We start from the raw sequence: 13,553 nt of genomic DNA, 5'->3' as shown, positions 1-13,553 counted from the left end.
TGCCCCCCAAGCGGTCAGGCAGCAATACAATATGGTGAGGTGTCCGAGTGGCTGAAGGAGCACGCCTGGAAAGTGTGTATACGGCAACGTATCGGGGGTTCGAATCCCCCCCTCACCGCCATATTTAAGTTGAGAGCCTGTACAGAAGTACGGGCTTTTTGCTTATATGTATCCCCCAAACCAAGGGGGGATGAGAACCACCGACCGGGGTTCGACAACTGGCGCAGCCAGTTGGACAGACGACGAGCCTGCGAGGAGACTGCCCGAAGGGCGAGCGCAGCGAGTCAATCCCCCCCTCACCGCCATATTCAAGAAAGAGCTCGTATGAAAGTACGGGCTTTTTTTCGCATTAAACCCCCGTCGATTACCGGATGATGACGCAATTTACAAGCGCCTTGTCCGCCTACCGCGAGCACAACGCCATCAGGCTAACTATTAGCCGGCGTAAAAAAACCGGGCGCTAAGGCCCGGTTTGTACGGCAGTGAAACGAAGATTAATGCGCGGCTTCCGGCTTGTGCTTTTGCGCACTCTGGAAGCCATACGTCAACGCATTTTTCTCTTTATCCAGCGCGACGGTGACCTGTCCGCCGTCAACCAGCGATCCAAACAGCAACTCATTGGCCAGCGGTTTTTTCAGGTTATCCTGAATCACACGCGCCATCGGTCGTGCGCCCATCGCCCGGTCATAGCCCTTTTCCGCCAGCCAGTCGCGCGCTTCCTGACTGACTTCCAGGGAGACGCCTTTCTGATCCAACTGGGCCTGCAACTCGACGATAAACTTATCGACAACCTGATGAATCACCTCGCCAGACAGATGATCGAACCAAATAATGTTGTCGAGACGGTTACGGAACTCCGGCGTAAACACTTTCTTGATCTCGCCCATCGCATCGGTACTGTTGTCCTGATGAATAAGACCAATAGATTTACGTTCGGTTTCTCGCACGCCGGCGTTGGTGGTCATCACCAGCACCACGTTGCGGAAATCCGCCTTACGGCCGTTGTTATCGGTCAGCGTACCGTTATCCATCACCTGCAGCAGCAGGTTAAAGACATCCGGGTGCGCTTTTTCGATCTCATCCAGCAACAGCACCGCATGAGGATGCTTAATCACCGCATCCGTCAGCAGCCCACCCTGGTCGAAACCGACGTATCCCGGAGGCGCGCCGATCAAACGGCTCACCGTATGACGCTCCATATATTCGGACATATCGAAGCGCAACAGCTCAATACCCAACGCTTTTGAAAGCTGTACCGTAACTTCAGTTTTCCCTACGCCAGTTGGCCCGGCGAACAAGAATGAGCCGACAGGTTTATGCTCATGGCCCAGACCCGCACGACTCATCTTAATAGCTTCGGTCAGCGCCTCAATCGCGTTATCCTGGCCGAAGACCAGCATTTTCAGACGATCGCCCAGGTTCTTCAGCGTATCGCGATCGCTCTGCGAGACGCTCTTTTCAGGAATTCGCGCAATTCGCGCCACTACGGACTCAATATCCGCCACGTTGACCGTTTTCTTACGTTTGCTCACCGGCATCAGACGCGCCCGCGCGCCCGCTTCGTCAATCACGTCAATGGCTTTATCCGGCAGATGGCGGTCATTGATATATTTTACCGCCAGCTCGACCGCCGCACGCACCGCTTTCGCGGTATAACGCACGTCGTGGTGCGCTTCGTACTTAGGTTTCAAGCCGTTGATAATTTGCACCGTCTCTTCTACCGAAGGCTCGGTAATATCAATTTTCTGGAAACGGCGCGCTAATGCGCGGTCTTTCTCAAAAATATTGCTGAACTCCTGATAGGTCGTTGAGCCGATCACCCGGATCTTGCCGCTGGAAAGCAGCGGTTTAATCAGATTTGCCGCATCCACCTGTCCGCCCGACGCCGCGCCAGCGCCGATAATGGTATGGATTTCATCGATAAACAGGATGCTGTTGGTATCCTGCTCAAGCTGTTTCAGCAACGCCTTAAACCGTTTTTCAAAATCGCCGCGGTATTTGGTGCCCGCCAGCAGCGAACCGATATCCAGCGAGTAAATGGTGCAATCGGCCATCACTTCCGGCACATCGCCCTGCACGATACGCCAGGCCAGCCCTTCGGCAATCGCCGTTTTGCCAACGCCGGATTCCCCCACCAGCAGCGGGTTATTTTTACGGCGACGACACAAGACCTGGATCGCGCGTTCCAATTCTTTTTCACGACCAATCAGCGGATCGATGCCGCCCACACGAGCAAGTTGGTTAAGATTCGTCGTGAAGTTTTCCATACGTTCCTCCCCACCAGCTTGTTCGTCGCCAGTTGGCTGATTGCCGAGATCGGAAGATTGGCTCGGTTCGTCTTTTCGCGTCCCGTGAGAAATAAAGTTCACGATATCCAGACGGCTCACTTCATGCTTGCGCAGCAGATAAGCCGCCTGTGATTCCTGTTCGCTAAAGATAGCCACCAGCACATTCGCGCCAGTCACTTCACTACGCCCGGAAGACTGAACGTGGAAGACGGCACGTTGCAGGACACGCTGGAAACTTAACGTCGGCTGCGTATCACGCTCTTCTTCACTGGCAGGCAGTACGGGTGTGGTTTGTTCAATGAAGGCTTCGAGTTCCTGACGGAGCGCCACCAGATCCACGGAGCATGCTTCCAGCGCTTCGCGAGCCGATGGGTTGCTGAGCAGCGCCAGCAACAGATGCTCGACGGTCATAAACTCATGACGGTGCTCGCGCGCTCTGGCGAAAGCCATGTTTAAACTGAGTTCCAGTTCTTGATTGAGCATAGGCACCTCCCCCAATTTTTATACCTGCATTCAGGCTTTTTCCAGCGTACACAGCAACGGATGCTCGTTCTCCCTTGCATACTTGTTCACCATCGCCACTTTGGTTTCCGCCACCTCGGCGGTGAACACGCCGCAGATGGCTTTGCCTTGATAGTGAACCGCAAGCATCAATTGCGTTGCACGTTCTACATCATAAGAAAAGAATTTTTGTAACACGTCAATAACAAACTCCATCGGAGTGTAATCATCATTGACTAATATCACTTTATACATAGATGGCGGTTTTAGCGCGTCGCGCACGCTATCTTCCACCAGCTGGTCAAAATCCAGCCAATCGTTCGTCTTACCCATCGTCAGTCGTCATTATCGGTTACGGTTGTCGGCAGGAAAATCTGCCGCTGACCAGAGTCTATGCACACAATCAATCTACCTCAATTGATAGATAACTAACATCTATCAGTACCATCCGCGACATCTGTCACATTCCCGGCAATAGCGTTAACTGCTTCAAATTTTTGATTCATTTTTACCCGATCCCCCCTGCCTGATGCTTGACGCCTCGCCTGATTTCTCTAAATTGTAATGTCGAGAGTTGGTGAGGTTTTGAACAGCCCCCACTCCGTCACCGGTTCATTCCATCTTACTTATATAAGATTTACGAAGGATGTCGAAGCATGGAAACGGGTACTGTAAAGTGGTTCAATAATGCCAAAGGGTTTGGTTTCATCTGCCCTGAAGGCGGCGGCGAGGATATTTTCGCCCATTATTCCACCATTCAAATGGATGGTTACAGAACGCTTAAAGCCGGACAGTCTGTCCGGTTTGATGTACACCAGGGGCCAAAAGGCAATCACGCCAGCGTCATCGTGCCCATCGAAGCAGAGGCCGTTGCATAGCTCCTCTGTCTCATTGTGTACATCCAGGAGGCAAAATGCCAGCCCGATCGGCTGGCATTTTTATTTAACGCCAGTTCCTGATAGCGACACTGTTACATCTTATCAGGCCGACAAATGACGTCAGCAAGATTACTCCCTTGCCAGCGCATCCACCGGGTCCAGTCGCGCCGCGTTTCTCGCCGGTAGCCAACCAAACAGTATCCCAGTAAACGTCGAACATAAAAACGCGCTCGCCAGCGCAGTCAGTGAAAAACCGATCTCCCAGCCGGGCAGGAAAAGCTGTAGCATAAATGCGATGAACATCGACAAGCTAATCCCCAGCGCTCCTCCAACCAGGCAAACCAGCACCGCTTCAATAAGAAACTGCTGTAGCACATCGCTGGCGCGCGCGCCTACCGCCATACGGATGCCGATTTCACGCGTTCGCTCGGTGACGGAAACCAGCATAATATTCATAACGCCGATGCCGCCGACAACCAGCGAAATGACGGCCACCAGCGTCAGAAATAACTGAAGAGTATAGGTGGTTTTTTCAGCCGTTTTCAGGACGCTGTCCATATTCCAGGTGAAGAAGTCTTTTTTACCGTGGCGTAAGGTGAGCAGGCGGGTAAGCTGCTGTTCAGCCTGATCGCTATCAACGCCATCTTTCACACGAACGGTGATCGAGTTAAGCCATGACTGACCCATTATGCGATCTGACATCGTGCTATAGGGCAACCAAACTTGCAACAGATTGCTATTGCCGTACATGGACGGTTTCTCTTCCGCCACGCCAATAACAATAACCGGCATATTACCCACCAGCACCACTTCCCCTACGACATTCGCTTTATTTGGAAATAGCTGGCGTCGCGTGTTGGCATCCAGCACCACCACCTGCGCGCGATCCTGTTGCTGTACAGCATTGAAGGTGTTCCCCTCCCTAAAAGACATGCCGTAAACGTTAAAATAATCGCCACTGACGCCATTAGCATTTACGGCAATATCAATATTGCCATAGCGAAGACGTAGGCTCTTTGAAACGCTGGGCGTCGCAGAGTTAACCCACGGCTGTTTCTGAATAGCCACCAGATCGTCATATTTCAGCGCCTGTCGATACTGCGGGTTGTCGTCGCCAAAATCTTTGCCTGGATGAATATCAATCGTGTTAGTGCCCATAGCGCGGATATCCGCCAGTACCATCTGTTTTGCGGCGTCGCCGACCACCACAATCGACACCACCGACGCAATACCGATAATAATTCCCAGCATGGTCAGTAAAGTACGCATTTTGTTAGCGGCCATCGCTAACCACGCCATCGACAGCGCTTCGCGAAAGCTGCTGGCAAATTGCCGCCAGCCGGGAACCGTATTAACTACGGCAGCGTCAACGCCCTGTTCGCGTTTCTTTTCCTGCGCGGGCGGATTATGGACAATCTTGCCATCGTGAATTTCAATAATCCGCTCCGCCTGGGCGGCAATCAGCGGATCGTGCGTCACAATGATCACCGTATGTCCGCGATCGCGCAGTTGGCGCAAAATCGCCATCACCTCTTCGCCGGAATGACTATCCAGCGCGCCGGTCGGCTCATCCGCCAGAATCACCTGTCCGCCGTTCATCAGCGCGCGGGCAATGCTGACACGCTGCTGCTGTCCGCCAGAAAGCTGTGAAGGTGGGTAATCGACGCGATCGCTTAATCCCAGCCGCAAAAGCAACTCTCTGGCGCGCGCCTGGCGTTTTTTGCGTTCAATGCCGGCGTAGACGGCGGGGATTTCAACATTTTGCGCTGCCGTTAAATGCGACAACAGATGGTAGCGCTGAAAGATAAAGCCAAAATGCTCACGCCGCAGCTGCGCCAGCGCGTCCGGGTCCAGCGTCGAGACGTCCCGCCCCGCCACCCGATAAGTGCCGCTGGTCGGTTTATCCAGGCACCCGAGGATATTCATCAGCGTTGATTTTCCAGAACCGGAAACGCCGACGATCGCCACCATCTCCCCGGCGTGGATTTGCAGGGAGATATCTTTTAACACCGCCACCTGCTCTTCTCCGGAGGGGTAGCTGCGACTCACATTGCGCAGTTCAAGCAATGCCGTCATGGCGTCGCTCCTGGCCTGCTCTCGCCGATGATCACCTCATCGCCCGCTTCCAGACCTTTAACCACTTCCACGTCTGTATCGTTACGCTCGCCAATGACCACTTCGCGCTCACGTTTTTCGCCGTTACGCAACAGCGCCACTTTATAACGATTGCCGCCCACCGGTTCGCCAAGCGCGGCGAGAGGAATAATCAGCACATTTTTGACATCCATGAGTTGAATATAAACCTGTGCGGTCATATCAAGACGCAAGATTCTTTTGGGATTCGGCACTTCAAACCGGGCGTAATAAAAAATAGCGTCGTTGACCTTTTCCGGCGTCGGCAGAATATCTTTTAAAACGCCTTCATAGCGCGTTTGCGGATCGCCTGCAATGGTGAACCATGCTTTCTGCCCCGCCCGAAGATGGATCACGTCCGCTTCCGAGACCTGCGCTTTTACCAGCATGGTGCTCATATCCGCCAGCGTCAGAATATTGGGCGCCTGCTGAGCTGCAATCACCGTTTGTCCTTGCAGGGTAGTGATTTGCGTCACTTCCCCCGCCATGGGGGCAACAATACGGGTATATTCCAGGTTGGTTTTCGCGGTGTCCAACGAGGCCCGATTACGTTTGATCTGGGCATCTATGGTGCCAATACGCGCCTGTTTAACCGCCATCTCCGTCGCCGCGGTATCCAGATCCTGTTGCGATACCGCCTGAGTCTTAGCTAACTGCTGCTGGCGCGCCAGCGTAACCCGCGCCAGCTTTAACTCAGCGGCTGCCTGCTGACGCTCCGCGTTCAGCTCCATCAGGGTGGCCTCGACCTCTTTTATCTGGTTCTCCGCCTGATCTGGGTCAATCACGCCGAGTAGCTGATCTTTTTTAACGTTATCTCCAATGGAGACCAGCAGCGTTTTCAACTGGCCGCTCACCTGCGCGCCGACATCCACTTTACGCAACGCGTCCAGTTTTCCAGTCGCCAGTACACTCTGTTCAAGATCGCCTGGCCGCACGATTAATGTCTGATAAGTTGGCAGCGGCGCATTTAGCATTCGCCAGCCAGCCATCCCCCCCACTAAAAGAATTAAAATAATGGCCAGATAACGCTTTTTAAATTTCTTTCCCTTAGCACGCATAGAAACCCTGACGGCAAAATTTCAACCAGAAAGTAAACCGTATCTAAACAAACCTGACACAATAAAGATAGCGTCGGCTGTATTGACGATTGGTTAATGTTTCCTGTGGTTCAATCTCGACAATCTTATGTCGCGGATTACGATCATGACACAGCTTACAGATAATACCTGGTACACTTCAGATCACATCTCTCCTTTACAATTATTTATTCGTCTGACGCGCGGGCAATTACAGCCAGGAAAATTCTGGCGTAAAGCCAGCTTTCGTCGCAAGTTTTTAATCCGCTCATTAGTCATGCCGCGTGCGACCAGCCAATTACTGACCAATCTCACCCAATGGCCGGAGTTAAATACGTTACTTGCTCGTCAGCCGCGTTTGCCTATTCGGCTACATCGTCCTTATATGGCTGTAAATATTAAACGCGATTTCGCCTTAGACGCTCTGTGTTTTCATTATCAACAGATGCGCCAACTTTTATCGCGGGAACAACAAGTTAGCTATTTAAGTCAGTATGGCCTGAATCTTGCTAAATTTGAAACTAAAACCGGCGAGTTGTTTCAACTTGATTTAGTCAGTCTGGTCTCACTGGATAAAGAAGGTGAAAGCACTATTGTTGTTCGCGACGCACAGTTACGTATTCTGGCAGAGATCACATTTACCCTGTGTCGCTTTAACCAACAACGCACACTATTTATCGGCGGATTACAGGGCGCGGCAAACGACGTCCCTCACGAAATTATCCAGCAGGCGACCAAAGCCTGCCATGGTCTTTTTCCCAAACGCATCGTGATGGAGGCTCTCTGTCAGTTTGCGCAAGTCTTTCAGGCGGAGCAGATTATAGCCGTGAGTAACGATGCGCACGTTTACCGTAGCTGGCGATACATGGATAAAAAGACGCAAATGCATGCCGACTATGACGCGTTTTGGGAATCGTTAGGCGGTGAAAGAATTAAAGGGAATTACTATGCGCTACCGCTGGCGATCGCCCGAAAAAGCGAAGCGGAGATCGCCAGTAAAAAACGGGCCGAGTATCGCCGCCGCTATGCGTTACTCGATAGCGTCGTCGAACAGGTTCCGGCCACATTCAAACGCTAATCCGCCCGGCCCCGCGCCAGCCAAACCACGCGCGAGAACATCTTTCTGAACAGCGGCGGCACGGCGTCAATTCCCCGCCGCCCGGCTTCCATCGCGACTTCAATCGCCAAATCCGGCTTTGACGAGCGGTGGATAGCTTTAGTGATAATTTTCCGGGTATTCATCGGCACATTAGGCGGAAGCTGCGCAACCCGGTGAAAAACATCGGCAAAGCCCTGACGATACATAAAATGTTCCATATCCAGCGCAGGCAGCGCCGTGAGATGTTCGCGTTCTTCTTCCCGATCGTTATTAAGCAGGCTGCGGACCGTCGCGGCATATTTTTTCCCCGCTTCGTCGCCATCCACCAGGACATGCCACTCGATTCCCATACGGCGGGCGAACTTCACCAGCGGTTTCAGACCGGACTGAGCAAACTCAATGACTTTAATGCCCTCCGCATCAAAATGATGTCCACACTGACGCGCCAGCTCATTAATAACCCAGGTTTCCGTCTCGCCTTCCACCAGTAGCCAGCAACGCGCAAACAGCGACGACGCGCGATTAAAGCGGATATGAAAGGCGATGCGCCGTCCATCTTCCGCGCTTAACCCGCCCGGGCCCAAACGCCAGGCGGCGACGCGGGAAGATTCGCGCACCAGCCGTACGACATGCTCCACCGGCGTTAGCGAGAGCAATTCGCCTGAGTTAGTCGTCGCTATCCGCTGTAGCGGCAACAGATTGAGCAATTGCCAGGCGACTGAAAGCATAATGGGATGTAAACGGGTTTCCGGATCTTCCACCAGAAGTAATGGTCGCGCGTCTTTATGTAACCGCAGCGTCCCTTTCGCCTGTAACAGCGTGGAGAAAAGCCCCAGCAGGATCACCCGATGCGACCGGCTGCCCGGTTTGTCGATCATCCGATTAATAATATCCAGATAGCGCCAGCTACGCTGCTCATTTTGCGAACGTCGGCGCATGAGTCGGTGACGCGCCTGTCCTGCGCCCTGCTCTGAGAAATAGTGTTCAAGCAGTTGCACCATCGCGGACAGTCCCTGACGAATCTGCCCGTCGGTTAAATTTTGCGGCCGGGTCGCCAGCTCACGCGCCAGAAAATCCAGCTGTCGGGCCGTGACTTCAACATCCGGCACATTGGGCACCGTACCGTTGCGAATACGTCGCATAAAGCGCGCATCGCGCAAACGTAGCACTGGCATCAGACGAACCAGGTGGCGCACCTGATCGTTAATATTTTCCACCGGCAATGGCTGCCCATCGCTATTGAGAAAACTGCGCAGCGTCATCACGCTACCATCGGCGCCGCATTCGCCCTCTAGCCGATAAAAAATACGGTGAAAATCATCCTCGCAAGGCGACCAGCATGCTTCCAGCGCTCGATAACGACGTACCCGATGCCGCCCTGGCTGCGTTTCGCGAAAAGTCAGAATAATATGCAGGTGATGCTCGCGTCCTTTTATGTCGCCAGGCGGAAACCAGAAATCCTCACGGACAAAATGGTAGAGATCGAGTTCCGGCGACAATAACAGAGTCAGCGCATCCAGCAGGCTGGATTTGCCCCAGGCGTTTTCCCCAATCAGCACGTTGTTTTGCTCCAGCATCAACGACAGTCGGTTGATACCGCGAAATCCCACTATTTCAACGCGTTCGAGAATCATGCTTCCTCCAGAAAAGCGTCACCACTCCATTAAACTCACCGCAGTATAACGGCAAATGCTTCCGCCTGGCGTGATATTCCCCCCTTTGCCTGAGGCAACTGTATGATAAATGTACGGCTGACGGTGTCGCTTTACTGATAGTCTGGAATTCGGTAGTGTCATGTACGCTATTCAAACAATAAAAAAGGGCCCGGCTGTTCATGTTTTCAGGACTTTTAATCATTCTGGTTCCACTGATTGTGGGCTATCTCATTCCACTGCGACATAAAGCCGCATTACAACTTATTAACCGGCTACTGAGCTGGATCGTGTATCTTATTCTCTTTTTTATGGGAATAAGCCTGGCGTTTTTGGATAACCTCGCCAGTAATCTGGTGGCGATTTTTCATTATTCCGCCGTCAGTATTACGATTATTTTATTGTGTAATATCGCTGCCTTATTGTGGCTGGAACGTATCCTCCCGTGGCGTCACCATCATCAGCAGGAAAAACTGCCTTCGCGTATTGCCATGGCGCTGGAGTCGCTGCAACTGTGCGGCGTAGTGGTATTGGGGTTTGTTATCGGCCTGAGCGGACTCTCTGTTTTACAGCACGCCACCGAAGCCAGTGAATATACGCTGATCTTTTTATTGTTCCTGGTGGGGATTCAGCTACGAAATAGCGGCATGACCTTAAAGCAAATTGTGCTTAACCGCCGGGGAATGATGGTCGCGGTCGTTGTCGTGGCAAGCTCATTACTGGGCGGCGTGATTAATGCGTTTATCCTGGACTTACCGCTAAAAACCGCCCTGGCGATGGCGTCAGGTTTCGGCTGGTACTCTCTTTCCGGTATTTTGCTGACGGAGTCGTTTGGACCGGTTATCGGCAGCGCGGCATTTTTTAACGATCTGGCCCGCGAACTCTTAGCCATTATGCTTATTCCCGGCCTGGTTCGCCGCAGCCGTTCAACGGCGTTGGGCCTGTGCGGAGCGACCTCAATGGACTTTACGTTGCCGGTATTACAGCGCTCCGGCGGCGTAGAGATTGTTCCGGCGGCTATCGTACATGGCTTTATCCTCAGCCTGCTGGTCCCCCTCTTAATGGCGTTCTTCTCGGCCTGATACCTCTTTGGCGGTAGGCATCTGCCGCCAAAATTGCGCTAAATCAATCTCCTTGTACATTATGGCAGAAATCCCTTTTATCCCTTTGTTCACAGGCATAACCTTAAACATGTATATTAAATATAACTTTAAAAGGTGTGACCATGTTTTGTGTGCAATGTGAACAAACCATCCGTACACCAGCCGGAAACGGCTGCTCCTACGCGCAGGGAATGTGCGGTAAAACAGCTGAAACGTCCGATCTGCAGGATCTGCTGATTGCGGCTTTGCAAGGTTTGTCTGCCTGGGCGGTGAAGGCCCGTGAATATGGCATCATTAATCACGACGTTGATAACTTTGCGCCGCGCGCGTTTTTCTCCACGCTGACCAACGTTAACTTCGACTCTCCGCGTATCGTCGGCTACGCCCGTGAAGCGATTGCCTTGCGTGAAGCGTTGAAAGCGCAGTGCCTGAGCGTGGATGCCAATGCGCATTGCGACAATCCGATGGCCGATCTGCAACTGGTTAGCGACGATCTGGGCGAACTGCAACGTCAGGCGGCGGAATTTACCCCGAATAAAGACAAAGCCGCCATTGGCGAGAATATCCTCGGCCTGCGTCTGCTGTGCCTGTACGGTCTGAAAGGCGCGGCGGCGTATATGGAGCACGCGCACGTTCTCGGTCAATACGACAACGACATTTACGCGCAGTACCACAAAATCATGGCCTGGCTGGGCACCTGGCCTGCTGACATGAACGCGCTGCTGGAGTGCGCAATGGAAATCGGCCAGATGAACTTCAAAGTGATGAGCATTCTGGATGCCGGTGAAACCACCAAATACGGTCACCCAACGCCGACTCAGGTCAACGTCAAAGCGACTGAAGGCAAGTGCATTCTGATCTCCGGTCACGATCTGAAAGATCTCTACAACCTGCTGGAGCAGACCGAAGGCACCGGCGTTAACGTCTACACTCACGGTGAAATGCTGCCCGCACACGGCTATCCGGAACTGCGTAAATTCAAGCATCTGGTCGGTAACTACGGCAGCGGCTGGCAGAATCAGCAGGTCGAATTCGCCCGCTTCCCTGGCCCAATCGTGATGACCTCTAACTGCATTATCGACCCGACCGTGGGCAGCTATGACGACCGTATCTGGACCCGTAGCATCGTCGGCTGGCCGGGCGTTAGCCATCTTGAAGGCGATGACTTCGGGCCGATCATTGCCCAGGCGCAGCAGATGGCGGGCTTCCCGTATAGCGAAATTCCGCATCTCATCACCGTCGGTTTTGGCCGTCAGACCCTGCTCGGCGCTGCCGATACGCTCATCGATCTGGTCAGTCGTGAAAAACTGCGCCACATCTTCCTGGTCGGCGGCTGTGACGGCGCGCGCGGCGAGCGTAACTACTTTACCGATTTCGCCACCAGCGTACCGGATGACTGCCTGATCCTGACTCTGGCGTGCGGTAAATACCGTTTCAACAAACTGGAGTTCGGCGACATCGAAGGGCTGCCGCGTCTGGTCGATGCCGGTCAGTGTAACGATGCTTACTCCGCGATTATCCTGGCGGTGACGCTGGCGGAAAAACTGGGCTGCGGCGTCAACGATCTGCCGCTATCGCTGGTGCTCTCCTGGTTTGAGCAGAAAGCGATCGTGATTCTGCTGACGCTGCTGTCATTAGGCGTAAAAAATATTGTCACCGGGCCGACCGCGCCGGGCTTCTTCACGCCGGATCTGCTGGCTATCCTCAACGAGAAGTTCGGTCTGCGCTCCGTGACCACCGTTGAAGAAGACATGAAGCAATTGCTGAGCGCGTAAGGAGGCCAATGATGACGATGCCAACCTCACAATGTCCCTGGCGAATGCAGGTGCATCACATCCGTCAGGAGACGCCGGATGTATGGACAATTGCGCTATTATGCCATGACTACTACCCTTACCGCGCCGGGCAGTATGCGCTGGTGAGCGTGCGTAATTCAGCGGAAACGCTGCGCGCCTACACCCTTTCGTCTACGCCGGGCGTCAGTGAATATATCACGCTGACCGTTCGTCGGATTGAAGATGGCACGGGTTCACAGTGGTTGACCCATGACATCAAGCGCGGCGATTACATCTGGCTGTCTGATGCAATGGGCGATTTTACCTGTGACGATAAAACAGAAGATAAGTTTCTGCTGCTCGCCGCCGGTTGTGGCGTAACGCCAATCATGTCGATGCGTCGCTGGCTGGCGAAATACCGCCCGCAGGCCGATGTGCAGGTCATCTTTAACGTCCGTTCGCCGGATGATGTGATTTTTGCCGACGAGTGGCGACAGTATCCGGTCACGCTAGTGGCGGAAAATCATGCCACGGAAGGTTTTGTCGCGGGCCGTCTGACCACGGAATTATTACAGCGCGTACCGGATTTGGCATCGCGCACCATCATGACCTGCGGCCCGGCGCCCTATATGGATTTCGTCGAACAGGGCGTGAAAGCGCTTGGCGTAACGCGCTTCTTTAAAGAGAAGTTCTTCACGCCGGTGGCGGAAACGGCAACCAGCGGCCTGAAATTCACCAAACTACAGCCAGCGCAGGAATTTTATGCCCCGATCGGTACGACGCTGCTGGAGGCGCTGGAGAGTAATAAAGTACCGGTTGCCGCTGCCTGTCGGGCAGGTGTTTGCGGCTGCTGTAAAACCAAAGTCGTTTCCGGCGACTATACGGTGAGCAGCACCATGACGCTGAGCGAGGCGGAGATTGCCGAAGGTTACGTACTGGCCTGCTCCTGCCATCCGCAGGGCGATCTTGTTCTCGCATAATCGGTAAACGTTCCATCGTAGGCCCGGTAAGCGTTAGCGCTACCGGGCGATTTACCACTCGCTTCATC

The 13,553-nt window shown here is 53.4% G+C and carries 11 protein-coding genes, 1 tRNA gene and 1 other RNA gene; 7 read left to right on the top strand and 6 right to left on the bottom strand.

The features are described 5' to 3' along the window. Positions 1-33: 33 nt before the first annotated feature. A tRNA-Ser gene (locus tag ACLJRH_RS15740) sits at positions 34-121 on the top strand. Between the two features lie 48 nt (positions 122-169). Continuing rightward, positions 170-305, top strand: a non-coding RNA gene (locus tag ACLJRH_RS15735) — RtT sRNA. A 189-nt stretch (positions 306-494) separates the two neighbouring features. Here the strand turns inward: ACLJRH_RS15735 and clpA are convergent. The 3 genes from clpA to ACLJRH_RS15720 form a co-directional block, all read right to left on the bottom strand. After that, complete coding sequence (clpA, locus tag ACLJRH_RS15730; RefSeq protein ID WP_000934064.1) at positions 495-2,771, bottom strand: ATP-dependent Clp protease ATP-binding subunit ClpA; 2,277 nt, start codon at positions 2,769-2,771, stop codon at positions 495-497. Positions 2,772-2,801: 30 nt separating this feature from the next. Further along, complete coding sequence (gene clpS, locus ACLJRH_RS15725; RefSeq protein WP_000520789.1) at positions 2,802-3,122, bottom strand: ATP-dependent Clp protease adapter ClpS; 321 nt, start codon at positions 3,120-3,122, stop codon at positions 2,802-2,804. Between the two features lie 95 nt (positions 3,123-3,217). Further along, positions 3,218-3,295: a hypothetical protein gene (locus ACLJRH_RS15720; protein WP_212742690.1), complete on the bottom strand. Its 78-nt coding sequence runs from the start codon at positions 3,293-3,295 to the stop codon at positions 3,218-3,220. 150 nt (positions 3,296-3,445) lie between these two features. On the opposite strand from ACLJRH_RS15720, the gene cspD reads away from it, so the two are divergent. Then, entirely contained in the window at positions 3,446-3,667 is a 222-nt protein-coding gene (cspD, locus tag ACLJRH_RS15715; RefSeq protein ID WP_000447499.1) for a cold shock-like protein CspD, read from the top strand. A 129-nt stretch (positions 3,668-3,796) separates the two neighbouring features. On the opposite strand, the gene macB is transcribed toward cspD, so the two are convergent. Further along, positions 3,797-5,743, bottom strand: a complete 1,947-nt coding sequence (gene macB, locus ACLJRH_RS15710) for a macrolide ABC transporter ATP-binding protein/permease MacB (RefSeq protein ID WP_000125898.1) — start codon at positions 5,741-5,743, stop codon at positions 3,797-3,799. Continuing rightward, positions 5,740-6,858, bottom strand: a complete 1,119-nt coding sequence (gene macA / locus ACLJRH_RS15705) for a macrolide transporter subunit MacA (RefSeq protein ID WP_023136812.1) — start codon at positions 6,856-6,858, stop codon at positions 5,740-5,742. Before macA ends, macB begins: the two co-directional genes overlap by 4 nt. 145 nt (positions 6,859-7,003) lie before the next feature. On the opposite strand from macA, the gene ACLJRH_RS15700 reads away from it, so the two are divergent. After that, on the top strand, positions 7,004-7,954 hold the full coding sequence (locus ACLJRH_RS15700) for a VirK/YbjX family protein (protein ID WP_001542594.1): 951 nt from the start codon (positions 7,004-7,006) through the stop codon (positions 7,952-7,954). On the opposite strand, the gene ACLJRH_RS15695 is transcribed toward ACLJRH_RS15700, so the two are convergent. After that, positions 7,951-9,609, bottom strand: coding sequence for an ATP-dependent endonuclease (locus ACLJRH_RS15695; RefSeq protein WP_000599770.1), 1,659 nt, complete (start codon positions 9,607-9,609; stop codon positions 7,951-7,953). The two genes, ACLJRH_RS15700 and ACLJRH_RS15695, sit on opposite strands and share 4 nt — an antisense overlap. A 200-nt stretch (positions 9,610-9,809) precedes the next feature. Between ACLJRH_RS15695 and ACLJRH_RS15690 the strand changes: the two genes are divergently transcribed. The 3 genes from ACLJRH_RS15690 to hcr all read left to right on the top strand — a co-directional run bounded on the left by ACLJRH_RS15690 (position 9,810) and on the right by hcr (position 13,485). Continuing rightward, entirely contained in the window at positions 9,810-10,709 is a 900-nt protein-coding gene (locus ACLJRH_RS15690) for a lysine exporter LysO family protein (protein WP_000491118.1), read from the top strand. A gap of 143 nt (positions 10,710-10,852) precedes the next feature. Further along, on the top strand, positions 10,853-12,505 hold the full coding sequence (gene hcp, locus ACLJRH_RS15685; RefSeq protein ID WP_000458780.1) for a hydroxylamine reductase: 1,653 nt from the start codon (positions 10,853-10,855) through the stop codon (positions 12,503-12,505). An 11-nt stretch (positions 12,506-12,516) separates the two neighbouring features. Continuing rightward, positions 12,517-13,485, top strand: coding sequence for an NADH oxidoreductase (hcr, locus tag ACLJRH_RS15680; RefSeq protein WP_000178698.1), 969 nt, complete (start codon positions 12,517-12,519; stop codon positions 13,483-13,485). Positions 13,486-13,553: the final 68 nt, after the last annotated feature.

Source organism: Salmonella sp. SAL04162 (assembly GCF_046551535.1).
Taxonomy (GTDB): Bacteria; Pseudomonadota; Gammaproteobacteria; order Enterobacterales; family Enterobacteriaceae; genus Salmonella; species Salmonella enterica.
Note: the sequence above shows the minus strand (reverse complement) of the source record. Positions and strands in the feature narration are given on the sequence as shown.

What these genes read in the sequence shown, in the direction of transcription:
- clpA (WP_000934064.1), bottom strand. Translation starts at nt 2,771, where the DNA reads ATGCTCAATCAAGAACTGGAACTCAGTTTAAACATGGCTTTCGCCAGA.
- clpS (WP_000520789.1), bottom strand. Translation starts at nt 3,122, where the DNA reads ATGGGTAAGACGAACGATTGGCTGGATTTTGACCAGCTGGTGGAAGAT.
- ACLJRH_RS15720 (WP_212742690.1), bottom strand. Translation starts at nt 3,295, where the DNA reads ATGAATCAAAAATTTGAAGCAGTTAACGCTATTGCCGGGAATGTGACA.
- cspD (WP_000447499.1), top strand. Translation starts at nt 3,446, where the DNA reads ATGGAAACGGGTACTGTAAAGTGGTTCAATAATGCCAAAGGGTTTGGT.
- macB (WP_000125898.1), bottom strand. Translation starts at nt 5,743, where the DNA reads ATGACGGCATTGCTTGAACTGCGCAATGTGAGTCGCAGCTACCCCTCC.
- macA (WP_023136812.1), bottom strand. Translation starts at nt 6,858, where the DNA reads ATGCGTGCTAAGGGAAAGAAATTTAAAAAGCGTTATCTGGCCATTATT.
- ACLJRH_RS15700 (WP_001542594.1), top strand. Translation starts at nt 7,004, where the DNA reads ATGACACAGCTTACAGATAATACCTGGTACACTTCAGATCACATCTCT.
- ACLJRH_RS15695 (WP_000599770.1), bottom strand. Translation starts at nt 9,609, where the DNA reads ATGATTCTCGAACGCGTTGAAATAGTGGGATTTCGCGGTATCAACCGA.
- ACLJRH_RS15690 (WP_000491118.1), top strand. Translation starts at nt 9,810, where the DNA reads ATGTTTTCAGGACTTTTAATCATTCTGGTTCCACTGATTGTGGGCTAT.
- hcp (WP_000458780.1), top strand. Translation starts at nt 10,853, where the DNA reads ATGTTTTGTGTGCAATGTGAACAAACCATCCGTACACCAGCCGGAAAC.
- hcr (WP_000178698.1), top strand. Translation starts at nt 12,517, where the DNA reads ATGACGATGCCAACCTCACAATGTCCCTGGCGAATGCAGGTGCATCAC.